The following is a 25539-nucleotide window of genomic DNA, read 5'->3' as shown; positions in this document are numbered from 1 at the left end:
AAGCGAAGCACTTGAGTGAACAGCATGAGAACACCGATGCACAACGGGACGAACGAGGACAATCCCGTCGTGCATGGAAACTCGTGACCCACTACGAACTTCCAGGCACGACGGGAGGTGAACTCAGGTCCCCTTGACGTTGAGGATCTGCCGCAACTCGTGCTCGATGCTCACCAGGTCCCGGGCATCCTCCATCACGACATCGATCGACTTGTAGGCGTCGGGAATCTCGTCGATGAAATCGGCACTGTCCCGGAACTCGATCCCCTTCATTCGCTCCTGCAGGTCCTCGTGGGTGAACCGCTTCCTGGCCTCGGTCCGCGAGAACTGCCGACCGGCACCGTGAGGAGCCGAGCACAGTCCGGCCCGCGAGCCCTTACCGACGACCACGTACGAACAAGTTCCCATCGACCCGGGAATGATCGCCTTGACATCCTCGTGTGCGTCTACCGCGCCCTTACGCGTGAGCCAGACCTCCTTGTGCGCATGCGTTTCCTTCACCGTGTAGTTGTGATGGCAATTGATCCGCTCGACCTCGCGATGGTCGTCGGTCCCCATCCACTCGGCGAACACCGCACCGAACCTGTCCATCATCTCGGCACGGTTGAGGTACGCGAACCGCTGCGCCCACTTCAGGTCTCGGATGTACCGTCCGAATTCCGGCGCACTCTCGGGCAGGTACGCCAAGTCCTTGTTCGGCAACGGGATCCACCACTGCGCGCACAATCGCTGCGCAATGGCGATGTGCTTCTTGGCGATCTTGTTGCCCACGCCCCTCGATCCACTGTGCAGAAACAGCCACACTCGATCGGTCTCGTCGAGGCACAACTCGGCAAAGTGATTGCCGCCGCCCAACGAACCGAGCTGCTCACGCCACTGCGGTGAGTGGTTCAGCTCGACACCGTCCTTGGCCGCCAACTCCTCGAGTTCGAGCAACTTGGGCGCGGTGAAATCCCACCGGTCGACGCCGACGTTGTAGTTGCCCGGAGACAGCGGGATGCTTGCCTCGATGGCGAGTCGCAGGTCCGTCAGATTGCGGCCGTCGACGTCGTCTAGGGTGAATTCTGTTCGGACGCCGATCATTCCGCAGCCGATATCGACTCCGACTGCAGCCGGAATGACTGCACCCAATGTCGGGATCACAGTTCCGACTGCGCTGCCCATACCGCTGTGGGCGTCGGGCATCAGTGCGACGTGCGGATGCACGAACGGCATCGACGAGGTCTCACGGGCCTGCTCGAGAGTCTTGTCTTCGAGCTGTGAAGCCCAATTGAGCAAACGCAAGCCCACCTTGTTCGGGGGCATGATGTTCCTTCCTGCCCCCTTGCACAAGAGGGCGCTATTCGATGGGTCGATTCACGAGCGGAGCTTGTTTACCGCAGGGAGCGGCGCATCGCTCCGGTGAATACGCGCGCAGCACAAGGCCCGTACCTGCTCTCGTGTCGAGAGCGGCACCAGACAGAACGGTTGCGCGCATGACGAGGACCCTATCGAGCGAGACCTTGCCCACGCGAGCGAATTATTCGAAACGTAGTGGGACTGAATGCACAGAGGTGTGCTGTGATGATGGGATCCCGTCGCTGGGGACCGATAGTGTGCAAACCTGCCCACAACGCCGGGACCTACACTCCTCCACCGAATGCCAAGCCCAGTAGATATGTCGCCCCAGCCGCGCCGTAGCCGATGGCCAACTGTCGCAGAGCGCGTTTGACCGGTGGCCCACCGCTGAGCAGTCCCACCACCAAGCCGGTACAGATCAATGCGATTCCGACGAGGACTGCGGCAACGGCAAGTGCCACATAACCTTCGAGGCCGAACAGATACGGCAGCACCGGGATGACGGCACCGGAGGCGAAGAAGCAGAAGCTGGCCCCGGCGGCACCGAGGCCGGTTCCGATGGACTCGTGTTGATCGACATCGGGGGCCATCTCGTCGGCAGGTAGTAATCGCAGCACTTCGGCGGCTTTGGCGTCGGCTTCCTCGTGGGTCATTCCCCGCGCCCGGTAGACCAGCGCCAATTCGTTGGCGTCGACGTCGAGGTGTTGGACGGCATCGCGCGCGGCACTGTCCGGCGACGACGCCTCGAGCAGTTCGCGTTGCGAGCGGACCGAGACGTACTCGCCCGCGCCCATCGACAGCGCGCCGGCGAGCAGGCCCGCGAGTCCGGTGACGAGGACGATTTGATTGGACACACCGGACCCACTGATACCGAGCACCAGAGCCAGGTTGCTCACCAAGCCGTCGTTGGCACCGAACACTGCGGCTCTGAACGTTCCGGACAGTCGATTGCGACCGCGAGCTGCCAGGGCCCTGATGACCTCGGCGTGGATCTGCTCGTCGGCCGTCATGGCGTCGGTGGCATCGGAGTCGGTGGCGTACGGAGAGCGCGTTTCGGCGCGCTGCGCCAATGCGAGCACGAACACCGAGCCGAACCGACGCGCCAGCACACCGAGGATGCGGGTGCGGATGTCGCCCTTGAGCGGCATGCCGACCCGCTCGCCCAGTAGGTTTCGCCAATGCTGCTCGTGGCGGCCCTCCGCATCGGCGAGTGCGAGCAATATGTCGCGCTCCTCGCCGACGCGTCGTCCTGCCAGATCGCGATAGACGGCAGCCTCGGCCCGCTCGTCGGCGAGATACTGCCGCCACCGCTTCACATCTCGCGCACTGGGTCCGTCGTTCATGAAAGTGAAGATAGACCCGTAGAGGGTCAGCTCGGGTCGTACACCCCGGTCTGCACTGCTTTGACCAATCTCCGTGGCACTCGGAACTCGCGACCTTGGAAACGCACGGTCACCAGATCAGGGGCAACGGCTTTCCACTGCGCACGACGGCTCCTGGTGTTCGAGCGCGACATCTTTCTCTTCGGAACAGCCATGACTCAGACGTCCTTTCGGCTTCGGCGGCCGTAACGCTTCTCGAATTTCTCGACGCGTCCCTGCGTGTCCATCACGCGGGCGGCTCCGGTCCAGAAAGGGTGCGATTCGGACGAGACGTCGACGACGATCAGCGGGTAGGTGTTGCCGTCTTCCCATTCGGTCTCGCGCGCGGACGTGACGGTGGACCTGGTGAGGAACTTGTTGCCGGTGCTCGAATCCTGGAACACGACCGGGTGGTAGTCGGGGTGGATGCCTGGTTTCATTCTGTAGCCTCTCGTGATTGTTCTGCGTACGGGGATTCGCTGCTGTCGCAGGGGTCTTCGTGCCACTGACCGAACGGATCGGTCCAGCCGGACCACGCCGAGGGGTCCGTCATCTCGTCGTCGGATACCAACGCCCACTGCAGCGTTCGGTCGATCTCGGTGGGGTCGGCCTCGTGCACGAGGATCACCAGCGAGGTGTCACGATCGCCGAACGTCTCGTCCCATCGCAGCGCCGCCATTGCCCGACGGGTGGCGTCGACGCGGTCCTGTTGCTCCGGTTCCATTGCGGCAAGCCACTTTCCGGCGCTCGCAACACGAAGACCGCCGCCGGCCGATTCGATCCACAGCGCTTCGTCGGGCTGAGTGGCGACCCATGCCCGCCCCCGTGCGGTGACGACACCGTCGAGCAGCACGTCGATGGCCTCGTGCAATCGCTCGGGATGAAACGGCCGCGTTGCGGTGAACTCGACCAGGGTGACGCCGCAGTCGACGGTCAGCGGCGGCTGACCGCGCAGCAGTGGCGAATGCGCGTCGGTGATCGCACCGCGACGGGCATCGGCGGGCACGGACGCGAGAAGCGCTGGGGCGTCGACCATTGCGTCCCGGGACACCCAGACGACGGGCGCATTCGGTGCCAGCCGCGCGAGGACTGCAGCAAGCCGGGCCCGCTCCCACGCGTCGACGTCCGGGCCCGCGGTGACGACGAGCGCATCGGCGTAGTCGACCTGTCCGACCACCAATTGCGCGACGGTTCGATCGTCGTCCCCACTGGCGACGATCCCTCGGTCGGCCATGGCGTCGTCGCCGGTGGCGTCGGCCAGCCAGGTTGCGGCATCGAGGCAGTCGACCACTGCCTCGATGCGGACGTCACGCGAGGCCGGGCCGTCGATCTGCCCGACGACACCCGCAACGACGACGTTGTCCACGGCCCAGCACAGTGCCTCGGGCTCGAGCGCGGGGTCCATGGCGAGCACGATGCGATCGACGTTGCTGCGGGCGGACAGTGCGCGCAGCAGCGGCAGCAGATCCTCCCGAAGTGTGCACGAGACGCAGCCGTGCGCCAGCTCCAGAATGGTCTCGCGCGGGTTCTCCCCCAGTACGGAGAGTGTGCGACGCACGACGCCTTCGGCGACGCGGCTCAGATCGTGGCGGACCGCGACCGTCCCCGGCGCGAGCAGCGACGTCACGACCGCGTCCATGGCTCCGGTCCAGCCGGAGACGAGGACCATCGGGGTTCGATCGTCCGGTGAGTTGTTCACGAGCACCCTTCTTCTCGACAACGATTGTCATTCTCTGAGGATGCACGCTACATTCGAGATCACGCTTTGTCGAAAACGATTGTTATAACGGAAAGAAAGGAGTGCTCGTGTCAGCGCACTGCCAAGTCACCGGCCGCACCCCCGGCTTCGGAAAATCCGTCTCGCACTCCCACGTGCGAACCAGCCGTAGGTGGGACCCCAATATCCAACGCAAGACGTACTACGCACCCAGCCTCGGCCGACGCGTCACTCTCACGCTCTCGGCCAAGGGCATCAAGACCATCGACCGCGACGGCATCGATGCCGTCGTCGCCAAGATCCGCGCACGTGGGGAGAAGATCTGATGGGCAAGAGCACGGACGTCCGTCCGATCGTCAAGCTGAAGTCGACCGCGGGGACCGGCTACACCTACGTCACTCGCAAGAACCGTCGCAACGATCCCGATCGACTGGTGATGAAGAAGTACGACCCGGTCGTGCGCAAGCACGTCGATTTCCGAGAGGAGCGGTAGTCGTGGCGAAGAAGTCGAAGATCGCCAAGAACGAACAGCGCAAGGTCGTCGTCGCCCGGTGGGCAACCCGTCGCGCCGAGCTCAAGGAGACCATCCGCAGGCCCTCGAGCAGCGACTCCGAGCGCGCACAGGCCCAAGCAGCACTGCAGCGTCTGCCGCGCGATTCGAGTCCGGTACGATTACGCAATCGTGACGCTGCGGATGGACGTCCGCGCGGTTATCTACGGAAATTCGGGCTGTCCCGCGTGAAAATGCGCGAGATGGCTCACCGTGGGGAGCTGCCAGGCGTCCACAAGTCGAGCTGGTAAAGGGAAAAGGTTTCAGATGGCAGTCAAGAGAGCACCGTCGAAGAAGGTCCGCGCAGAGGCAGGCCGTCGACCGAAGAAGAACCCGTTGAACGCCGCCAAGGTCACCACGGTGGACTACAAGGACATCAACCTCCTTCGTCAGTTCATCTCGGACCGCGGCAAGATCCGCAGCCGTCGGGTCACCGGGCTCACCCCGCAGCAGCAGCGCCAGGTCGCTGTTGCAGTGAAGAACGCTCGTGAGATGGCATTGCTGCCCTTCACCAGCCGCTGATCCAAACTTTCGTTCAGAGAGGCCACGTAGCCATCGGCTACGTGGCCTCTCTGGCGTTCCCGATCCAGAGATGAGCAGTCCGTAGATGTCCGGCGTCCTCGAGGGCTTCACCGTCATCTTCGTCGTCATCGCACTGGGTTACCTGCTCGCCCACCTGAAAGTGCTCGGCGAACACGGCCAGTTCGTACTGAGCCGACTCGTGTTCTTCGTCGCGACGCCCGCGCTGCTGTTCGTCACGTTGGCGAACTCGGATCTGTCGGTCATTCTGTCGCCTGTACTGGCCGTAGCCGGCACCACCGCACTGCTCGTCGGTGCCGTCTATTTCGTCATAGCCAAGCTGGCTCTGAAACGAACCGTGCCCGACGCGACCGTCGGCGCACTCGCGAGTTCGTACGTCAATGCCGCCAACCTGGGTATCCCGATTGCAGTCTTCGTGCTCGGCGACGCGAACTTCGTCGCTCCCCTGCTGCTGTTCCAGATCATGGTCTACACCCCGATCGCGGTGACGATTCTCGATGTCTCGACGGAGATCGAGAAGGTCTCGGTGCTCAAGACCGTCACCACACCGTTCCGGAACCCGATCGTGCTGGCCGGCGCAGCAGGACTGGTTCTGTCCATCACCGGCTTCGAGCTGCCCGAGGCGTTGATGCAGCCGTTCCAGCTCGTCGGGAACGCGTCCGTCCCCGGCGCGTTGCTCGCCTTCGGCCTGTCTCTCTACGGTGCCCGAGTGCTGCAGAAGGGCATCAGTCCACGACGGGACGTGGCCCTGGCCACGGTGTTCAAGATGGCACTGCAACCCCTGCTCGGCTACCTCATGGCCCGGTTCGTGTTCGGTCTGGACGGCCACGATCTGTTCGCCATCGTCGTCGTCTCGGCACTGCCGACCGCACAGAACGTGTTCGTCTTCGCCAGCCGCTACCAGCGCGGGGTGGTGCTGGCCCGAGACACTGCGTTCGTGACCACGCTCGTCTCGATCCCCGTCATCGCGCTCGTGACGCTCTTCCTCGCATGAGCCGAACACAAAGGTTCTCCTCAGCTCACAGCGCTAGTTTGGTTTCATGAGGTTTCTCGCTGCAGGAGTCATGTTGTGTCTGCTGCTGGTCGGCTGCAGCACCGCCTCCGGCAGCGACGACGAGACGACGCCGACGGTCGGATCCACCACACCGGTCGGTCTCGCTCAGCAACCCAGCGCACCTCCGGTTCCTCACGAAGTGCCCGTCGGCGACGTCGGCACGATGTTCGAGCCCACCCCCGACCTGATCCGCGCCACCACCACTCCGTTCGAGTCGTGGAGCCAGGTCTCCCCCAACACCATCGCGGTCCACTTCGTCACCGGCACTCCCGAGTGCTACGGAGCCGACGCGTCGGTGACCGAGACCGACACCACCGTCACCATCGAACTGCGTACCGGGACCAAGCCCGACGCCGCCGACAAGTCCTGCATCATGGTGGCCGTCTACGCCACCATGCAGATGACGTTGGCCTCTCCCCTCGGGAGCCGCACCATCCTGAATGCGGCCTGACCCTCACGCAGGTAGGGTCCGGGCGGTGAGCGATCATCTGCCAGACCGAGATCGAAGCCGGATTCGCGCGGCCGATGCGGACAGAAATCTGGTCGCGCAGCTGCTGAGCGACGCCTTCGCGAACGGCCAACTCACCGTCACCGAGTACGACGAACGCACGGCAGCGGTGTACCGGGCGAAGACCTACGGCGAACTCGACGTACTGACCGGGGACCTGGTCCTGTCTCCGCCTCCCGCACGTGCACCATCCGGTGGCTCTGCGAACGACCGCGTGATCGCCATCATGAGCGGTGCCATGCGCAAAGGAGAGTGGACCGCGGCGGCGCGCATCGACGCGTTCGCCTTCTGGGGTGGCATCGAACTCGACCTACGCCGTGCATCGTTCTCCGCCGAGGAAACCACCATCAACTGCGTGGCCATCATGGGCGGCATCGAGGTCACCGTGCCGCCCGGAGTGAGCGTCGAGGTCCGCGGCATGGGGATCATGGGCGGATTCGAGCACGTCAGCGCGGCCCACCCCGGCGCACCGCGCGTCGTCGTCACCGGCTTTGCGTTCTGGGGTGGGGTGTCGGTCGAGATCAAGGACCCCGACAAACCTAGGATCGCCGACGCTTGAGGTAGTCGGTCACCACCGCAGCACCCAGTCCATCCAAATCCGGCGCAATGACGCGCCCGCCCACACGCTCGGCCATCTTGTCGACCACCCGAGCCAGACCGGGATCGTCGCCGAGCCGAAAGATCGTCACCTGCGCCCCGAGTTTCGCGACGGTATCGAGCTCGCGCACGGTCAGTCCCAGTGTCTTCGAAGACGGTGGGTAGTCGAAGTACGCGTGACCGTCCGGCTCGAGATGCGCCGTCGGCTCACCGTCGGTCACGATCAGCACCACGGGCTGCGCATTGGGATGACGCCGCAGATGCCGCACCGCAAGCATCAGCGCGTGATGCAGATTGGTGCCCTGATCGTAGGCACCGTCCAACCCCGCCAACTCCGAGGCCGTCAATGTCTGTGCGTGCCTGCCGAATCCGATGAGTTGCAGATCGTCCCCGCGAAATCGGGTACTGACCAGGTGATTGAGCGCCAGTGCTGTGCGCTTCATCGGCACCCAGCGGCCGTCCATCACCATCGAGAACGACGTGTCGACCAGCAGTGCCACCGCTGCCTGCGTCCGCGTCTCGGTCTCGCTGATCTCGACATCAGTCACCTGCAATTGCACCGGGAAGCCCGATCCTGTTGCCGCCGAGCGCAGTACCGCATTGTTGACCGTGCGGGTCACGTCCCACGGCTCGGTGTCACCGAACTCCCACGCTCGCGACGCTCCGGTGGGCTCGCCCATCGCGCCTGCCTTGCGGGTGTCTCGCTCGCCGCCGCGTCGGGACAGCTTTCCCGCGACGTCCTTGAGCGCGGACTGCCCCAGCTGACGCATCGCCTTGGGTGACAGACGCCATTGCCCGTCGGCATCCTTGTCCATAAAACCCTGCTGCTGCAGAGCCTTTTCGAGTTCGGCGAGCATTCTGGCATCGGCCGCAGCCTCGGGCCCGAGTTGCTTCAGCAGGGCGTCTGCGTCGATGTCGTCCAGTGCGGCACCGTTGTACTGCTGCGAGAGCTGATTTCCCAGGTTCTCGAGGTCGGCGATGTCCTGGAGCGCACCGGTACCGTCGCCCAGGCCCATACCGTTCTCGCCGCGGAAGTTCTGCGAGCCGTCCCAATCCTCACCGGGCCGGGCCTGCTGCAGGTTCTGATCGAGCTGATCGAGCTGATTCAGCAGATTCGAGTCGCCGAAGGCCTGCTGTGCCAATGCATCCAGCTCGGCCCGCTGCTCGGGCGTCAGGGAGTTGCGCAACCGCTGCGCCGCTGCCGCCCGCTGGGCGAGCGAGTCCAACAACTCGTCGACATTCTCGGGGTTTTCCGGGAAATGCTGACCGTGCTTGTCCATGAACTTCTCGAACTGCTCGTCGGTGTTCTCGCCCTTGTTGTGGGCGTCGAGCAATTCGTTGAGGTCCTTCAGCATGTCGCTGATGGCCTGACGGTCCTCCTCGGTGGCACCTTCGAGAGCTTGCTTCATGCCCGCGAAACGCTGATCGAGCATTTCCCGTCCGAGCAGATCTTTGATCTTCTCGTAGTTCTCGCGACCCTCGGACGAGCGCCAGTCGTAGTCCGAAAGCTCCTGCACCGCTTGCGCAGTGGACGGTGACAGATCGCCGATCTGCATCTCTTGGAAGCGCGCATCGTCGTCGAGGGCACGCGCCAACGCCTTGCGCTCCTCGAGCACTGCCTTGTCCAGCAGCTCACGTACTTCCTGCAGCGTGCCGTCGAGGTTGTTCTTCTTCAACAGATCTCGACGACGCTTCGCAGCCTGCGCGGCCAGGTCGTCGAGCCCACGCATGTTCTTGGTCCCGCGCCGCAGCATCTCCTGCAATGCCCGACGCGGTGACGCGCCCTCGAGCACGTCCTCGCCGATGGCGTCGAGCGCCTCGCGCAGATCCACCGGTGGCGCAAGGGGATCCGGACCGTCGTGATACCGCCCGTATCTGGAGCGACGCATCAGCTGTACACCGTCTGACCGTCGTCGTCGGGGTCCTTGGAGATGCGACGCGCGAGGTAGAGGCCCTCCAGGGCAAGTTCGACGGCAGCGGCCTTCTCGCCGTCCGAGGTGGCATTCAGCCGCTCGTGGATGTCGCCGATGACCTCGACGTCGGGCAGCTCGTCGAGCAGAGCCTTGGCGGTGATGCGATCGCCGGTGACGATCGGTTCGCCCGTCTCCACCGCCGTCACCAGTGCTGCGAGGTTGATGCCGCCGAGATGCGCCCGTACGGTATCGGCCGTCGCCCGACGCAGCATGTGTTCGAGGACCTCGATTTCGCGGCCCTCTTCACCGGATTCGAACTCGACCTTGCCGCGCAGCACCTCGATGATGGTGCCGAGATCCACCGGCCGGGCCACGGGCTCGGCCTCCCCCAGGATCGCGGCCCGGTGAACGGCTGCGGCAGCGATGGTTTCGGCTGCGGCGATCGCGAATCGGGCGGAAACGCCGGAGCGCTGGTCCACCGACGGTGACTCGCGCAGCAGTCGGGTGAATCGGGCCAACACCTCGAGCAGGTAGGTCGGGACCGCGGCCTGCAGCTCCGCTTCCTGCTCGATGACGGCCACCTCGGCGTCGAGTTCGAGGGGGTAGTGAGTCCTGATCTCGGCTCCGAAGCGGTCCTTGAGCGGGGTGATGATGCGTCCGCGATTGGTGTAGTCCTCCGGGTTCGCGCTCGCGACCAACATGACGTCGAGGGGCAGGCGCAGCGTGTAGCCGCGCACCTGGATGTCGCGCTCCTCCATGACGTTGAGCAACGACACCTGGATGCGCTCGGCGAGGTCGGGGAGCTCGTTGATCGCCACGATGCCGCGGTGGCTGCGCGGGACCAGTCCGAAGTGGATGGTTTCCGGGTCGCCGAGGCTGCGACCCTCGGCTACTTTCACCGGATCGACGTCGCCGACGAGGTCGGCCACCGAGGTATCCGGGGTCGCGAGCTTCTCGGCGTACCGCTCGCTGCGATGCCGCCATTCGACGGGAAGGTCGTCGCCGAGTTCCTTCGCCTTCCTGATGCTGGCAGGGGTGATGGGCTCGTAGGGGTGCTCGCCGAGTTCGGCTCCGGCGATCACCGGCACCCACTCGTCGAGCAACAAATTCAGGGTGCGCAGCAGTCGCGTCTTGCCCTGACCGCGCTCGCCGAGCAGAACCACGTCGTGACCGGCCAGAATCGCGCGCTCGAACTGCGGCAACACCGTCGAGCCGAATCCGACGATCCCCGGCCACGGATCTGTGCCGTCGCGCAATGCCTTCAGAAGATTTTCCCGCAGCTCTTCCTTGATCGACCGCTGCCGATGTCCGGATGCCTTGAGTTCGCCGAGAGTGGAGATGCCAGGTTTGGTAGAGGTCACTTCTCCACGCTACGAGCGTTTGCCGAAAGCTGCCATCTAGTGGTCGGTTGTGGTTCCGTCGAGCTCGCACCTATGCCACCTGAACTGGACAAATCGCCCGCATAAGTGCGAGCTCGCTACACCGGTGCGCCTGCCGCTCGAAGCGCGGCTCTGACGCGTGCCACAACGTCGTGAGGTCGCAGCCGCAGTTGCTCGGAATTGACCCGAACGATCTGCCAATAGCACTGCTGCAATTCCTCTGACCTCTCGATGTCACGGGTCCGCTGACGCTCGTCGAGCCAATGGTGAACGCCGTCGTACTCGACCCCCACCCGCCAACGACGCCACCCCAGGTCGATCCGCGCCACGAACCTGCCGGAACTGTCGCGGATCTCGACCTGTGTCTCGGGCTTCGGCAGGCCTGCCCCGACCAGTAGGAGCCGGGTGCGCGTCTCCTGTGGCGATTCCGCTCCACCGTCGACGACATCGAGTGCACTGAACAGGCACCGAATGCCTCGGATGCCCGGCCGCTGCTGCGCATAAGCACGTACAGCTTCCACGTCTACCCCGGTTGCAGCAACCACTGAGTCGAGGAGGACCACGGATAGTGGCGGCTGGACCCAGCGCCCGATATCGAATGCCGTGCGCACCGGTGTGGTGACAGCAATTTCCCCGACGACGCACACATCATCGCCGTCGAAGGCATCGCGATGGATTCGCAGACCGGGCAACTGATGCGACCTTCCGTTCGCCAGCACACTCGGCGGAGCGCTCGGGTCGATCCACTTCGCGCCGTGGACTGCCGCCGCGGAGACCCCTGCAATCACGGCACCATCGCCGACACAGATCGATGCGGCGACGGCCATCGTTCGCGCATCGAGAACGGTCCCGTCGCAGACATACGTGTCGCGAAAGACCCTCACATAGTTGCGACTCAGCTCGTGCCTGCTGAGAGCGCCCGAGCGTATTGCCTGCGAACCCCGAAACGGTCCGACCTGAATCCCCATGGCTCAACCCTGGCAGGGTCGACACCCCTGAAACGGCCCACTGTGCACTCTGTGGATAACTTTTCATCCATCCACAGATTGTCGAGTTCGCAGTTATGCGGCCGAAAGTGAGGTATGTGGCTGCATAACTGCGAACTCGGCATCACGCACTAGTGCGCGAAGTGTCGCGAACCCGTCAGATACAGCGTCACGCCTGCATCCTGTGCCGCTGTGATCACTTCGTTGTCGCGTACCGAACCACCGGGCTGCACAACGGCTTTGACGCCTGCTGTCATCAGCACCTGCAGACCGTCGGGGAACGGGAAGAAGGCATCGGAGGACGCCACCGAGCCGACGACGCGATCCCCGGCTCGCTGGACGGCGAGGTGGGCGGCATCGACGCGGTTGACCTGGCCCATTCCGACACCGACCGACGCCCCTCCGTGGGCGAGCAGGATCGCGTTGGACTTCACGGCCCTACCTGCGCGCCAGGCGAATTCAAGATCCTTCAGGGTCTGCTCGTCGGCGGGCTCGCCGGCAGCGAGGGTCCAGTTGGCAGGATTGTCGCCGTCTGCGTCGAGAACGTCGCGCTGCTGCAGCAGTGCGCCGCCGGAGATCGGCTTGAGTTCGACGCCCGAGGTGGACGGAGCCTCCGCCAGCAGTACACGAATGTTCTTCTTGCGCTGCAACACTCCGAGAGCACCGTCGGCGTAGGACGGCGCGATGATGACCTCGGTGAAGATCTCGGCCACCTGCTCGGCCATCTCGACGGTGACCTCGCGGTTGGCTGCGATGACGCCGCCGTAGGCACTCACCGGATCGCAGGCGTGGGCCTTGCGGTGCGCCTCGGCGATGTCGTTGCCGACGGCGATACCGCACGGGTTGGCGTGCTTGATGATCGCGACGGTGGGCTCGGCATGATCGAACGCCGCCCGCCACGCCGCATCGGAATCGGTGAAGTTGTTGTACGACATCTCTTTACCGTGCAGCTGCTCCGCCTGCGCGATGCCGGAGCTCGCAGGATCGACGTAGAGCGCCGCAGCCTGGTGCGGGTTCTCGCCGTAGCGAAGCACGGCCGAGCGATCCCAGGTTCCGCCGATCCATTCCGGAAACGACGATTCGGTATCGGGGGTCAGCACATTGCTCATCCACGACGCCACCGCGACGTCGTAGGCGGCCGTGTGCTGAAAAGCCTGTGCCGCAAGGGAAGTCCGTTCGGCGAGGGTGAATCCGCCACCGGCCACGGCCGCGAGCACGTCTTCGTAGCGGGACGGATCGACCACCACGGCAACCGAGGGGTGGTTCTTGGCTGCGGCGCGCACCATCGACGGTCCACCGATGTCGATCTGTTCGACGCATTCGTCCGGCGTCGCCCCGCTGGCGACGGTCTCGGTGAACGGGTACAGATTCACCACGACGAGCTCGAAGGCCTCGATGCCCAATTCCTCGAGCTGCGAAAGATGTTCGGGCTTACGGGTATCGGCGAGCACGCCGGCATGCACGCGAGGATGCAGCGTCTTGACGCGACCTTCGAGGGTCTCGGGGAATCCGGTGAGATCCTCGACCTTGGTGACCGGGATTCCGGCGTCGGCGATCTTGCTCGCCGTCGATCCGGTGGACACGAGAGCGACGCCCGCACCGTGCAAGCCGGTCGCCAGTTCGATCAGTCCGGTCTTGTCGTAGACGCTGACCAGCGCGCGGCGCACTGCTTTACGTTCACTCATCGGATTATCTGAGCCTTTCGTCCATCGGAGGTGACACCTGTGGTGGCCACGGCTGCGATCACGTCGACCAGCAACCGTCGCTCGACAATCTTGATGCGTTCGTGCAGAGCAGCTTCGTCGTCGCCGTCGAGGACCGGCACGGCTTCCTGCGCCAGGATCGGCCCGGTATCGACGCCGGAATCGACCAGATGAACCGTCGAACCGGTCAGTTTGACGCCGTGGTCGAGTGCGTCCCGCACGGCATGTGCGCCGGGGAACGATGGCAGGAGCGCGGGGTGAGTGTTGACGATGCGTCCGGTGAAGGCCCCGAGAAATTGCGGGCCGAGAATCTTCATGAAACCGGCGGTGACGACGAGATCGGGCTCGTGCGCCAGAACGGCGTCGGTGAGCGCGATGTCCCACTGCGCTCGATCGGCGTAGTCCTTCAATCCGATTCGAAAGTTCGGCATTCCGGCCTCGTCGGCACGGCGGGCTGCGTCGCACTCTCGATCGACTCCGACGGCCACGATGCGCGCGGGATAGCTCTCGGCAGCAGTCGCGGCGATGAGCGACTGCAGAAGCGAGCCGGTCCCCGATGCGAGGACGACGACCCGCGCGGGTGTCTCACGCAAGGCAGTCAGCGCACTACTCCTGAATTGTCGAGGCGGATCGTTCGAGCCAGCGGAAAGCCTAGTCGCTGCGCCGTCGAGCCCTACCGGGCAGGTCCGTCCTGATCTCCGGGAGGTGCGACGATCTCGGCATCCAACGGTTCGGCGGTAGCGGCCTCGACGGTCGCGTCCGGTTCTTCGGCCGGTGGCATCTCTGCCGGGACGTCGTCGACGACCTCCGCCTCGACGACATCCTCGACCACCTCGGTCTGTTCGTCGTCCTCCGATTCGGACGGGGCGGTCTCGGACGGGTCAGGCTCGGATGGGGCAGGTTCGGATGGGGCAGGTTCGATAGCCAGCTCGGCCGCAGGTACCGGAGTCGGAACGGGCTCGTCGCGAGTCGGCTCGGGTTCTGCTCGACGCCACACGACGAAGGCTGCGGAGGCGGAACCGACGACGGCCAGCCACGCGAACGTCAGCAGCCCGAAGCTCCAGACGGTGACTTCGACGGTGCCGAAGGTGCCCAGGTTTCCGCCTGCGGCGTAGCCGAGCAGTGCTGCGAGCGCTCCGGCCGCGGCCGCCACGGCCCATACCGAGGACACTGCAACCTGGATGTCGGCGCTGCGGATGGCGCAGTCGCGGCCGAGCAGTAGCCCGGCGCCGATCGGGACGACGAGCATGACGACCCAGATCGTCTGGGCCGATCCCTCGGGGAGGACGGCCAGGATCGGCAGCGGCGGTAGCGGTCCTCCGGTGGTGGAGAACAGGCTGACCGACGCGTCGCCGAACCCGGCTGTGGAACCGGTGGCCACCGCGAGTGCACCGATGACGATGTTGGGGAGATAGAGCACGGACAGCACGGTCAGCCCGAGCATGCCGACGACATCGCCTCCGCTCTCGAGCAGTGCGCCGGCGGTCTCCCAGGAGACGAGCAGGGCGAGCAGTACGACCGCCGCCCCGCCTGCAGCGAGGATCGACAGCGCGCGCACGAAGGGCGCAACGAGCGCGCGAACCCAGTCCGGAAGTCCGCGGCGGATCACCACCGAGTCCCAGCACGCGAAGAGCAGACCGGTTCCGGACGCGGCCGCGTGCACGCCTGCGACCCAGGAGAAGGCAACGAGAGCATTGGGACTGGACAGTCCGATGACGGTGGACGCGTCCTTGGCGACGGCCAGAGCAATGGCGGTGACGGCGAGCGGGCCGGCCATCGACGCCGCGAATACCCACCGAAGCACGCGACGGTCGGTGTCGGAGTCCACCGCGTGGTGGACGGTACGAGCGACGGACCAGCCGATGATCAGGGTCGGCAGCAGCGGTGCGACGCCGAGGGATGTGCCGCCGATACTCAGGGGCACCAGGTGCACGGCGAACCACGAACCGGCGATCGCTCCGAGCGTTCCGGTGAGGTCGCTGTTGGCCGAGACGAGGGTGACCAGAGCAAGGGTCGTCGCGATCACCACGACCAGTCCGGAGGTCTTGAAGGCCACTGCGGCGAGCATGCGCGACTGATCGGGCGTCGGTCCGGTGCTCGCGCGGGGAGCCCGGGCGGCCGCGCGTCGCGTCTCTCGGTTCAATAGATCGCTCATCGCAACGAGAGTCGCATCATCTTCGCGGCGCGCCGGTCAGGCGCGCCGCGAAGTGGGTTGTGATGCCTGAATCAGTCGTGCTTCTTCTCGTCGTCCACAGCAGGAGTGGCACCGAACGACTGCGTGGGCGCGCCGTACGGCGTCGACTGCTCGCCCGATTCGAGCTCGTCCGACTTCGCCGGAGGCTGGCCGTATCCCGAAGGCTGGCCGTACTGGTACTGGTTCGGCGGATAGGCCTGCCCGCTCGGACCGGTGTACGGCGGCGGTGCATAGCCGCCCTGGGGCGACGAGGGGTTGGGGGCGGACTGTCCGTACGGCGGCTGCCCACCCGGGTTGTAGGAATGCTGACCCGAGGCCTGTCCGCTCGGTGCTTGACCGCTGAGACCTTGACCGCTGAGACCTTGACCGCTGGGACCTTGACCGAAGTTCGACGAGGTTCCCTGGGGCTGACCGTACGACGGCGGATTGCCGTATGCCTGCGGTTGCGAGGGCCCACCGAACGACGTCGTCGGCGCGTTGTACGGGTTCTGCTGGCCGTATCCGGGCTGCTGATTCTGGTTGCCGTAGCCCGCAGGCTTGGGAGCCGGAGCCTTGACGATGCCCGCGTCGAGCAACAGTGCCAGCACCGCGGCGGCTGCTTGGACGAAGCCGAGGACAAGCACCAGGATCGCACCGATACCGAGCGAGCTGGTGGTGCTGGCGAACTCGTTGCCCTCTGCGCTGGGCAGACTGAACGACTGGAAGACCAGCACCAGCCAGCCGGCGATCGCCAGGGCGGCCACCACGGCCTGGTTCCTGGCGTCCTTCTGTATGAGCGAGGCACCGGCGATCAAGCCCGCTGCCAGCAGCAGAGCAACCGACACGGCGCTTCCGCCGGAGGCGAAGAAGGTGGTGCTGAACGACGTCTGAATGCTGCTCGGCAGTTCCTGAGACGAGGTGACCTCGGCGGTGACGAGGTCCAGCAGGCCGAGCAGGAAGGTGACGACGCCGAGCCCGAGGATCACGAACGTGAGAATCTTCGGCAGATTCGCCAGACCTGATCCGGGCGACTTACGTCCGGACGCGGCCGGCCCTGGTCCGGCCGGTGCCGAGGTGCCCGGCACCGGAGGGCCGAAGGGATTGGACACCGACGGCTGGTGAAAGGGCTGGTTCTGTCCTGGATGACCCTGCGGGTTGGACGACGGCTGATTCGGCAAGGACGACGGGCCGTAGGACGGGCCACCTCCGCCGTAGCCACCAGAGTTGGAGCCCCCTGTTTCAGGGCCGCCGGGCGAGTAGGTCATCGCGTCTCCTCATCTGAGATTGTCCGTACCCCAGGTCGGTCGGGTCCGAGAACTCACGCTACTGCACGGACCCGACCGATCACGGAACCGAAAGGTCAGCGGGCTGCCACCAACTCCTGGTCGTTCGCCTCGGCGGCCTCGAGTTCCCGAACCAGCGGCAGGACCTTCGCCCCGAAGTACTCGATCTCCTCCTGGAAGTGCAGGAAGCCGCCGAGAATCAGGTCGACGCCGCGGCGACGGTAGGCAACGATGCGCTCGGCCACCTGCTCCGGTGTGCCGATCAACTGCGTCTTGAAGCCGTCGTTGTACTGAACGAGATCCTCGAACGTCGAATCGGCCCACATTCCCTTCTTGTCGCCCGTCGAATTGCCCGCCTGTTGCACCGCGCCCTTGAACCCTTCGACAGCGGGCTTGTTCGCCTTCTCGATGATCTCGCGCAACGTGTCTCGGGCTTCCTTCTCGCTGTCTCGCGCGATGATGAAGCCGTTGAGTCCGAACTTGACCTCGCGCTGATGATCACGCGCGACGCGTCGGAGGTTGTCGAGTTGCTCGGTGACGCCGTCGAAATCTTTGCCGTTGCTGAAGTACCAGTCCGAGTACCGTCCGGCATTCTCCTGCGCTGCAGACGAATTGCCGCCCTGGAACAGTTCCGGGTTGGGGCGGTCGGGAGTGTTCAGCGGTTTGGGCTTGAGGGTGAAGTCGTGGATCCGATAGAAGTCGCCGCGGAAGTCGACGTCGTCCTCGGTCCAGATCTTGCGCAGCACCTGCAGGAATTCTGCACTGCGACGGTACCGCTCGTCATGCTCGAGCCACGGCTCGCCGAGGTGGGTGAACTCGTCCTTGAACCAGCCGCTGACGACGTTGACGGCGAATCGGCCGTTCGAGAGGTGATCGGCAGTGGCACCGAGCTTGGCCAGAACCGCAGGCTGCCACAGCCCGGGATGCACTGCAGCAATGACTTTGAGCCGTTCGGTGGCCAACAGCAACGCAAGCGAGAAGCTGGTCGACTCGTGCTGGAACTCGGCCCCGTAGCTGGCTTCGTAGCGAACCTGACTCAGGGCGTACTCGAATCCGTTGTTCTCGGCCGTCTGCGCCAGCTTCTTGTTGTACTCGTACTCCCAGCTGGTGCGCTGTTCGATGGTGCTGGTGACCAGACCTCCCGAGACATTGGGAACCCAGTATGCGAATTTGATTGCGTCGGTGATCTTTTCGGTGCTCATGTGCGTCATCCTTCGACGGATCAATGTGCCATCCACGCACTCAGATGGTGTGAATGGCACATTCATCCGGAAATCGGGGGCGGATCGGGGCCAGAAAGGTCGGGACTACGAGTACCAGGTGGGCTCGGGCAGTTCGCCCGTGAGAACCCAGCGCCCGACCTCGCGTCGCTTGTACGCGACCGGATCGTGCAGGGTGTGCGTACGTACGTTGCGCCAGAAGCGGTCGAAGCCGTACTTGCTGGCCGTGGCTCGGGCACCGAGCGCCTCGAACACCGTCGAGGTGATCTCGAGCGAGACCTCGGTGGCGCGAGCCTTGACGGCGGCGACGCGTACCTCGTGATCACCGCGCTCCTCGGCGGTGACGTTCCAGGCGTTGTCGTGAATCTTCTGTCCTTCCAACGCCACTGCGTCGGCGAGAGCTTCGACGGCCCAGAGCTTGGAGGTCAGATCGCCGTAGATGTCGATGATGTACGGCTCGTCGACGGCCTTGTCCACGGTGCTGTGCAGCCACGCACGGGTCTTGTCCTTGGTGTACGACGCAGCCTCCTCGAGTGCGCCCCTGGCGATACCGAGGTAGAAATTGACGAACACCAGCTGGATGGTCGGCACGTTCAGAGTGTTGTAGACGCGGGGCTGAAAAGCCTTGTCCACGAATCCTGCTGCGCTGGCCCAGTCGACGCGAACCTTGTCGATGGTCACGCTTCCGCTCTCCGTCTGACGCTGGCCGATGTTGTCCCAGTCGTCATGGAAGGACAGACCCTCGATGTTCGACGGCACGATCGCGAACACGTGATCGGTACTGCCTTCGAGAGCACCTTCGAGCACGGTGACGTCGGAGACCCGACTGCCGGTGGAGAAGGTCTTGGAGCCGTCGAACACGATGGTGTCGCCCTCGTCGGTGACGGCGACATCGTTGTCCCGAGGGTTGACGGCACCGCCGAAGAACCACTTGTTCTTCGTCGCGTCCGCTTCGACGGCCTCGATCTGCTCGGGAGTTCCGACGAGCCGCGCAGCCCAGAACCACAGCAGGTGGTATCCGAGCAGCTGACCGATGGAACCGTCGGCCTTCGACACGGTGCGAATCACTTGATACGCCGTGGGCCAATCCTGTCCGCCACCACCGTGTTCGACGGGGCCGAGCAGGGTGACCAGGCCCGCGTCCTTGAGCAACTGCACCTCGGCGGTGGGAATCTCGCGGCCCTTGTCGCGAGCGACGGCATCGACAGCGAGCAGTTGAGCTACCTCACCCGCGCGGGAAATCCACCCGGCAGCAGTGGTGGGGGCGTCGGGCCAGTTCTTGGTGAGCGCACGATTCTCTGTGGTTGTCATGACGATCAGTGAAGTCCGGCTCCGAGCCCGGGACCACACTTCGAATCAGCGTGATTTCAACAGCGCCCTCAGCTCCGCAGAATTTTCTCCATCTTCTTGCCCTTGGCAAGCTCGTCGATCAGCTTGTCCAGGTAGCGGATTTTCTGCATCAGAGGGTCCTCGACATTCTCGACGCGAATGCCGCAGACGACTCCGGTGATCAGGGTCGCGTTCGAGTTGAGGTCCGCTGCCGCGAAGAACTCGTCGAACGTCGTTTCGGCCTGGAGATGGCGGTCGAGGGCCGACTGGTCGAAACCGGTGAGCCAGCGGATGATCTCGTCGACCTCCGCTTTCGTCCGGCCTTTTCGCTCGGCTTTGTTCACGTAGTGCGGATAGACCGAGCTGAAGGCGGTGGTGAAGATCCTGTGCACGCGCATCAATCTAGACCCCGCCGCGTGAATGTGACTTTGCCGCGCCCAGACGTGTGCAGTGGTCCATTGACGCGAACAGGGGCGCGCGCACGAAAAAGCCCGCCACCGGATTCGGTGGCGGGCTCCTTACGATGTGAAACTTACTTCACAGAAAGCGATTCCAGGATTTCGCGCGCGAGGGCAGCGGTCTCGGACGGCGTCTTGCCGACCTTGACGCCTGCGGCCTCGAGTGCGTCCTTCTTCGCCTGCGCCGTTCCCAGCGAGCCGGAGACGATGGCGCCTGCGTGGCCCATGGTCTTGCCCTCGGGCGCGGTGAAGCCTGCGACGTAGCCGACGACCGGCTTGGTCACGTTGGCCTTGATGTAATCGGCTGCGCGCTCTTCGGCGTCGCCGCCGATCTCACCGATCATGACGATGATCTTGGTGTCGGGATCCGCTTCGAACGCCTCGATGGCGTCGATGTGGGTGGTTCCGATGACCGGGTCGCCGCCGATGCCGATGGCGGTCGAGAAGCCGAAGTCACGCAGCTCGAACATCATCTGGTAGGTCAGCGTGCCGCTCTTGGAGACCAGGCCGATGGGGCCGGTTCCCGAGATGTTGGCGGGTGTGATGCCGACGAGAGCCTCACCGGGGGTGATGATTCCGGGGCAGTTGGGCCCGATGATGCGGGTCTTCTTGCCCTTCTCCACGTTGTAGGCCCACGCGTACGCGGAGTCCTGCACGGGGATGCCCTCGGTGATGACGACGAGCAGCGGGATCTCGGCGTCGATGGCCTCGACGATGGCGTCCTTGGAGAATGCCGGCGGGACGAACGCGATGGAGACGTCCGCTCCGGTCTTCTCCATGGCCTCGGCGACGGAGCCGAAGACCGGGAGTTCGATGTCGTTGCCGTCGGCGTCGACGTGCTTGACCGTGGTGCCGGCCTTACGTGCGTTGACGCCACCGACGACCTGGGTTCCGGCCTTGAGCATCAGGGCGGTGTGCTTGGTGCCTTCGCCGCCGGTGATGCCCTGGACGATGACCTTGTTGTCCTTGTTCAGAAAGATAGACATTGTTTCCTCTACTTCGCTGCCAGCTCGGCGGCCTTGTCGGCGCCCTCGTCCATGGTTCCGGCGAGCGTCACCAGCGGGTGCGCGGCGTCGGCGAGAATCTTGCGGCCCTCTTCGACCTTGTTGCCGTCGAGACGGACGACCAGCGGCTTGTTGGCGTCGTCGCCCAGCTTCTTCAGTGCGCCGACGATGCCGTTGGCTACTGCGTCGCACGCGGTGATTCCGCCGAAGACGTTGACGAACACGCTCTTGACCTGCTCGTCACCGAGGATGACGTCGAGGCCTGCGGCCATGACCTCGGCCGAGGCACCGCCGCCGATGTCGAGGAAGTTGGCGGGCTTGACGCCGCCGTGTGCCTCGCCCGCGTATGCGACGACGTCGAGGGTCGACATGACCAGTCCGGCACCGTTTCCGATGATGCCGACCTGTCCGTCGAGCTTGACGTAGTTGAGGTCGTTCTCCTTGGCCTTGGCCTCGAGGGGATCGGCTGCGTCCTTGTCCTCGAACTCGGCGTGGCCGGCCTGACGGAAGTCTGCGTTGGCGTCGAGCGTCACCTTGCCGTCGAGGGCCAGGATCTGATCGTCCGGGGTGCGAACCAGCGGGTTGACCTCGACCAGGAGAGCGTCTTCGTTGATGAAGACCTCCCACAGCTTCTGGATGGTCACCGCAGCGGCGTCGAGCACCTCGGCGGGAAGCTTGCCCTTTTCAGCGATTTCACGAGCAAAAGCAAGGTCGACACCCTTGACGGCGTCGACCGGAATACGTGCGAGTGCGTCGGGGTTCTCCTCCGCCGTCACCTCGATTTCGACGCCACCCTCGACCGAACACATGGCGAGGTAGGTGCGGTTGGTGCGATCGAGCAGGAAGGAGATGTAGTACTCCTCGGCGATGTCGGAGGCTTCTGCAACGAGAAGCTTCTTGACGACATGGCCCTTGATGTCGAGTCCGAGAATCGCTTCTGCGTTCTCGGTGGCTGCTGCGACGTCCTTGGAGTACTTGACGCCACCGGCCTTGCCGCGGCCGCCGACCTTGACCTGTGCCTTGACCATTACTGGCTTGCCGATTTCTTCGGCAATCTGTGTTGCTCCGGCGACCGTGTCGGTGACACGACCGGCGGAGGTGGGTACGCCATGCTTGGCGAACAATTCCTTCGCCTGGTATTCGAAGAGATCCATCAGCTCACCGTCTCGTCTACGTTGACGCCCGCTCCAGGGGTGTGAGCGGGTCTGAGCATGGACTTTATCCAGGTGTCCCGACAGCGCATCGGGCGCATGCATGCTATGTGGCCTATCTCACCGCCACCGGCTCGATGAAGCGGCCGTCACCGATCGTCGCGGCGGGCCGAAAGTGCCGCGGCGACACCGAGAACGACGATTCCCGCCACCAACGGGAGCACCGCAGGCCCCATTTCCGGATCGGTGGCGCGTGCAGATGTCAGCGGCCACGACGCCAGATGGACGATCCCGGCGACGGCTGCTCCGCCGAGCAGGACGCTGCCGCGTGCGGCCCGAGCTCGCGCCGCGACGACGGCGGCCACGACCACTCCGACGGCGAGCAGCATCTGCCCCCAGGTGTCCCAGCCCCACGGAAATTCGGTGACGGTGGCGGCAGTGAAATCGCTGCCCCGATACAGCGGCAGAGCCAGGCCCACAGCGAGAAGCACTGCACCGAACAAGCCGGTGCCGAGCACCACGCCGTCGGTTGATGCGTCCGCGGACGTGTCGACGTCGTCGCGTTCGGCCGAGCCGGCGAACAGGGCCAGTAGTCCGGTGGCTGCCGCTGCGACGACACCCGCGATGATCGCCAGAGCGCCGATTCCGGCACCGACGCCGTCCACGTCCTCGGCGAGCACCACCGACTGCAGCACCGAGGCCGCAGCCGCCATCGCGCCGAGCCAGAAGATCGACACGAACGGCCGCGCAGCCGAGGCGAATTCGGAGAACAGCAGCGGCACCGAACCCAGAATCATCACGAACCCCGCGACCATCACCACACGAGTGGCCAATATCTGCGGCACGGCGATCCCCGAGTCGGTCTCCAGAATCGGCAACAACGATCCGACGACGAACAGCACACCTGCAAGAACGCCGATGCTGCCGGCCGCGGCATGCCACCTCGTCGATCCGAGGCCGGCGACACCGCGGACACCTCGCGCACCCGACTCACGCTGCTGCGCTCTCTCCAGCGCCCGACGGTCACGCGCTGCAGCGACGGGTGCAAGCACTGCGCCGCAGATCAGCAGTCCGAGCCCCGCAAGCGTTCCCAGATAGGCACCGAGCCCGGCGTCGACCCGAGCTCCGGTGCTCAGCCCAGCGAGCAGTCCGACCCCGGCGAAACCGAGTACGCCGAGCCCGGCACCGACGGACGCACCCGACGCCACCTGCGGCGACAGAGAGGCCAGGGCCGACGCAGCCACCACGAGCGCCGCGATACCGACGACCCCGGAGCCCACCGCGACGAACACCGGCGACTCCACCACCGCCGTCACGATCACCACCGGATCGGACGAGCGGTACAGCGAGGCAAAAGCCGCAACGGCCGCCAGCACACCGAACGCGCCGAGCAGCGCCGCGAGCAACGGCCCGACACGCCCCGCCGCCGCGCGCCCCACGTGTTCCGAATACACCGAGTGGCCGTACCCGTCACCGAGCCCGGCGCGGTGCACCGCAGACCACCCCGCAATACCCGCCAGCACCGACACAGCGTGACCGACGAGCAGAACATAGGCACCGGCGGTCGCGTCGAGCATCGCGGCGCTCAGTGGGCGGAAGAGCTCTAGCCGATTCGCGTCGATGGGATCGGACAGCAAGGCAACGTCGAGCAACGTGAGGCCGAGTGCCACTGCGCCGTATCCGGCCAGCAGGGCTGCGGCGAACTCGACGCGTTTGCCGACCACACCCGCCGCGGCTCCGAGGACAACGACGACGGGGACGGCACCGGCCAGGATCGCAGCCACCATTGCCCCGGTACCCACCGGCGAACCGTCGGCGCTGCGGACGACGCCGATCAGCTGGGCCACGACTGCGGCAACCGCAGCGATCAGAGCGAGTGTGACGGCAAGCGCGATGCGCGGAGTGGGCGACGGATCGTCGGCTCGGCCGAACTCTCCGTCCTGGGGTCGGATCCGCTGCGGTTCCGCTCGCTCGGAGCCGGGGGCGGACGAGTCGTCGAAGGAGGGAGTCGGCACTCGGATCACGGTATCGGCTCGATCGGTGCGAGAACCGTTACTGTCACCGTGTGCCGTCCACGTGTTCTCGTGTCCGATTACGAATGTGGCCCGTCACGACATAACCGCTGGTCGACTTGTGAGCCATCTCACATATGCCGCCGGTTTGGGCTGTTAACTTGCGCGCCCCGCAATCATTTCGTTACCGTCTGCCGAGTCTTTCAGTAACGGCCAGGTCACGGATAACGGAGGTTGTAGGTCTTGCAGCAACACCGTGCGTCCTTCACATCGAGCAGATTCTCTCGACCCTCGGCCGAAGACGCGACCACGGTCTACAGCTACGAGCCCGCCGCCGCGCCTGCCGACAACGGTGCATACGACGCGTATGCCTACCCCGCGTACCAGTACGCCGAGGCCGAGTACGTCGATACCGCCTACGTCGCAGCCGACGAGTCGCCGACCGTCGTCACCACATTCGTCACTACCGCAGACGCCACCCCCGTGGCCCGTCGCGGCGGCGCACACCGCATCCCCCTTCCCCCCACCGCACTCAAGGGCCGAGCTGCAGTTCTCGCAGTGGCCGCAGGTGCGGTAGTCGCGGCCGGCCAGGCCGTCGTCAACGACGACGCACCCACCGCGGTCGCCACCTCCGAGTACGCACTCGCCGCAGGTGAAGCACCCGCTGCGGCAGCAGTCGCGGCCACCACCGCTCCGCAGACCACCGAGGTCGAAGCCGACTCGACCAGCGCGACGCCGTCGGAGGCTCCGCAGATCCTCAGCATCGCTGCGCCGGTGGATCTGAGCCAGTTCAACGACCTGCTCGCCAAGGGCCAGCGCTTCAGCGAAGAGCGTGCCGCCCGCGAAGCTGCTGCGCGCAGGCCGCTGTTCGCACTGCCGGCGCAGGGCACCTACACCTCCAACTTCGGCACCCGCTGGGGCGTTCTCCACGCCGGCGTCGATGTCGCCAACGCCATCGGAACCCCGATCTACGCCGTCGCCGACGGCAAGGTGATCGACTCAGGTCCGGCCGCAGGCTTCGGCATGTGGGTTCGCGTCCAGCACGCCGACGGCACGATCACCGTCTACGGCCACATCGACACCTCGACCGTCACGGTCGGTCAGGACGTCATGGCAGGCGATCAGATCGCGACGATGGGCAACCGCGGCTTCTCCACCGGCCCGCACCTGCACTTCGAGGTCCACCTTCCGGGCGAGGTCAAGATCGATCCGCTTCCGTGGCTCGCTTCCCGAGGAATCTCCCTCGGCCCAGAGATGGACTGA

At 65.1% G+C, this 25539-nt stretch carries 26 protein-coding genes; 8 read left to right on the top strand and 18 right to left on the bottom strand.

What is annotated here, in order from left to right; genetic code table 11:
• Positions 1-123 precede the first annotated feature (123 nt).
• The 5 genes from R4P47_RS01085 to mrf form a co-directional block, all read right to left on the bottom strand.
• Positions 124-1305, bottom strand: coding sequence for an RtcB family protein (locus R4P47_RS01085; protein ID WP_317547743.1), 1182 nt, complete (start codon positions 1303-1305; stop codon positions 124-126).
• A 317-nt stretch (positions 1306-1622) separates the two neighbouring features.
• Positions 1623-2681, bottom strand: a complete 1059-nt coding sequence (locus tag R4P47_RS01080) for a VIT1/CCC1 transporter family protein (RefSeq protein ID WP_121870663.1) — start codon at positions 2679-2681, stop codon at positions 1623-1625.
• A 26-nt stretch (positions 2682-2707) separates the two neighbouring features.
• Entirely contained in the window at positions 2708-2875 is a 168-nt protein-coding gene (gene rpmF, locus R4P47_RS01075; protein ID WP_032388658.1) for a 50S ribosomal protein L32, read from the bottom strand.
• 3 nt (positions 2876-2878) lie between these two features.
• Entirely contained in the window at positions 2879-3139 is a 261-nt protein-coding gene (locus R4P47_RS01070; protein WP_094608307.1) for a type B 50S ribosomal protein L31, read from the bottom strand.
• Positions 3136-4368, bottom strand: a complete 1233-nt coding sequence (mrf, locus tag R4P47_RS01065; protein WP_317547812.1) for a ribosome hibernation factor-recruiting GTPase MRF — start codon at positions 4366-4368, stop codon at positions 3136-3138. The genes R4P47_RS01070 and mrf overlap by 4 nt, the downstream gene beginning before the upstream one ends.
• Positions 4369-4505: 137 nt before the next feature.
• Here mrf and rpmB point away from each other — a divergent pair, with 137 nt between their 5' ends.
• The 7 genes from rpmB (at position 4506) to R4P47_RS01030 (ending at position 7627) form a co-directional block, all read left to right on the top strand.
• The gene (rpmB, locus tag R4P47_RS01060) at positions 4506-4742 is read left to right on the top strand and encodes a 50S ribosomal protein L28 (protein WP_032404320.1); all 237 of its coding nucleotides are present in this window, start codon (positions 4506-4508) and stop codon (positions 4740-4742) included.
• Positions 4739-4909 carry a 50S ribosomal protein L33 gene (gene rpmG, locus R4P47_RS01055; RefSeq protein ID WP_170944568.1) on the top strand — a complete coding sequence of 57 codons (171 nt, stop codon included), beginning with the start codon at positions 4739-4741 and terminating at the stop codon, positions 4907-4909. The genes rpmB and rpmG overlap by 4 nt, the downstream gene beginning before the upstream one ends.
• Before the next feature lie 2 nt (positions 4910-4911).
• On the top strand, positions 4912-5217 hold the full coding sequence (gene rpsN / locus R4P47_RS01050; protein WP_068050178.1) for a 30S ribosomal protein S14: 306 nt from the start codon (positions 4912-4914) through the stop codon (positions 5215-5217).
• 16 nt (positions 5218-5233) lie between these two features.
• Positions 5234-5488: a 30S ribosomal protein S18 gene (gene rpsR / locus R4P47_RS01045; RefSeq protein ID WP_008719028.1), complete on the top strand. Its 255-nt coding sequence runs from the start codon at positions 5234-5236 to the stop codon at positions 5486-5488.
• Between the two features lie 85 nt (positions 5489-5573).
• Positions 5574-6500 (top strand): AEC family transporter, encoded by a 927-nt coding sequence (locus R4P47_RS01040; RefSeq protein ID WP_094639540.1) that lies wholly within the window; start codon positions 5574-5576, stop codon positions 6498-6500.
• A gap of 46 nt (positions 6501-6546) precedes the next feature.
• Positions 6547-7011 (top strand): hypothetical protein, encoded by a 465-nt coding sequence (locus R4P47_RS01035; RefSeq protein ID WP_068050174.1) that lies wholly within the window; start codon positions 6547-6549, stop codon positions 7009-7011.
• 25 nt (positions 7012-7036) lie between these two features.
• Positions 7037-7627, top strand: coding sequence for a DUF1707 domain-containing protein (locus R4P47_RS01030; protein ID WP_317547745.1), 591 nt, complete (start codon positions 7037-7039; stop codon positions 7625-7627).
• Here the strand turns inward: R4P47_RS01030 and R4P47_RS01025 are convergent.
• The 13 genes from R4P47_RS01025 to R4P47_RS00965 all read right to left on the bottom strand — a co-directional run bounded on the left by R4P47_RS01025 (position 7608) and on the right by R4P47_RS00965 (position 24279).
• Entirely contained in the window at positions 7608-9554 is a 1947-nt protein-coding gene (locus tag R4P47_RS01025) for a VWA domain-containing protein (RefSeq protein ID WP_317547746.1), read from the bottom strand. The genes R4P47_RS01030 and R4P47_RS01025 overlap by 20 nt on opposite strands.
• Complete coding sequence (locus tag R4P47_RS01020; RefSeq protein ID WP_317547747.1) at positions 9554-10939, bottom strand: ATP-binding protein; 1386 nt, start codon at positions 10937-10939, stop codon at positions 9554-9556. Before R4P47_RS01020 ends, R4P47_RS01025 begins: the two co-directional genes overlap by 1 nt.
• 116 nt (positions 10940-11055) lie before the next feature.
• Positions 11056-11784 (bottom strand): endonuclease domain-containing protein, encoded by a 729-nt coding sequence (locus tag R4P47_RS01015; RefSeq protein ID WP_317547748.1) that lies wholly within the window; start codon positions 11782-11784, stop codon positions 11056-11058.
• Between the two features lie 290 nt (positions 11785-12074).
• Complete coding sequence (gene purH / locus R4P47_RS01010; protein WP_317547749.1) at positions 12075-13628, bottom strand: bifunctional phosphoribosylaminoimidazolecarboxamide formyltransferase/IMP cyclohydrolase; 1554 nt, start codon at positions 13626-13628, stop codon at positions 12075-12077.
• Positions 13625-14248, bottom strand: coding sequence for a phosphoribosylglycinamide formyltransferase (gene purN / locus R4P47_RS01005; RefSeq protein ID WP_316629424.1), 624 nt, complete (start codon positions 14246-14248; stop codon positions 13625-13627). The genes purH and purN overlap by 4 nt, the downstream gene beginning before the upstream one ends.
• Before the next feature lie 71 nt (positions 14249-14319).
• Complete coding sequence (locus tag R4P47_RS01000) at positions 14320-15801, bottom strand: DUF6350 family protein (protein ID WP_317547750.1); 1482 nt, start codon at positions 15799-15801, stop codon at positions 14320-14322.
• A gap of 71 nt (positions 15802-15872) precedes the next feature.
• Positions 15873-17084 carry a DUF5336 domain-containing protein gene (locus R4P47_RS00995; protein ID WP_317547751.1) on the bottom strand — a complete coding sequence of 404 codons (1212 nt, stop codon included), beginning with the start codon at positions 17082-17084 and terminating at the stop codon, positions 15873-15875.
• Positions 17085-17179: 95 nt separating this feature from the next.
• Positions 17180-18304, bottom strand: a complete 1125-nt coding sequence (sfnG, locus tag R4P47_RS00990; RefSeq protein ID WP_149405125.1) for a dimethylsulfone monooxygenase SfnG — start codon at positions 18302-18304, stop codon at positions 17180-17182.
• A 105-nt stretch (positions 18305-18409) separates the two neighbouring features.
• Positions 18410-19633 (bottom strand): acyl-CoA dehydrogenase family protein, encoded by a 1224-nt coding sequence (locus tag R4P47_RS00985; protein ID WP_188078541.1) that lies wholly within the window; start codon positions 19631-19633, stop codon positions 18410-18412.
• Positions 19634-19701: 68 nt separating this feature from the next.
• Complete coding sequence (locus R4P47_RS00980) at positions 19702-20049, bottom strand: DUF2200 domain-containing protein (protein ID WP_317547754.1); 348 nt, start codon at positions 20047-20049, stop codon at positions 19702-19704.
• Positions 20050-20183: 134 nt separating this feature from the next.
• Positions 20184-21095, bottom strand: a complete 912-nt coding sequence (gene sucD / locus R4P47_RS00975) for a succinate--CoA ligase subunit alpha (RefSeq protein ID WP_068050146.1) — start codon at positions 21093-21095, stop codon at positions 20184-20186.
• An 8-nt stretch (positions 21096-21103) separates the two neighbouring features.
• Positions 21104-22267 carry an ADP-forming succinate--CoA ligase subunit beta gene (sucC, locus tag R4P47_RS00970; RefSeq protein WP_032377331.1) on the bottom strand — a complete coding sequence of 388 codons (1164 nt, stop codon included), beginning with the start codon at positions 22265-22267 and terminating at the stop codon, positions 21104-21106.
• 146 nt (positions 22268-22413) lie between these two features.
• Positions 22414-24279: a hypothetical protein gene (locus R4P47_RS00965; protein WP_317532624.1), complete on the bottom strand. Its 1866-nt coding sequence runs from the start codon at positions 24277-24279 to the stop codon at positions 22414-22416.
• A 240-nt stretch (positions 24280-24519) separates the two neighbouring features.
• Here R4P47_RS00965 and R4P47_RS00960 point away from each other — a divergent pair, with 240 nt between their 5' ends.
• Positions 24520-25539, top strand: a complete 1020-nt coding sequence (locus tag R4P47_RS00960) for a M23 family metallopeptidase (RefSeq protein ID WP_149405118.1) — start codon at positions 24520-24522, stop codon at positions 25537-25539.

The organism is Rhodococcus sp. IEGM 1370, from assembly GCF_033142325.1.
Classification (GTDB): Bacteria; Actinomycetota; Actinomycetes; order Mycobacteriales; family Mycobacteriaceae; genus Rhodococcoides.
The sequence above is the reverse complement of the archived record's forward strand: the minus strand, read 5'-3'. Positions and strand labels throughout refer to the sequence as shown.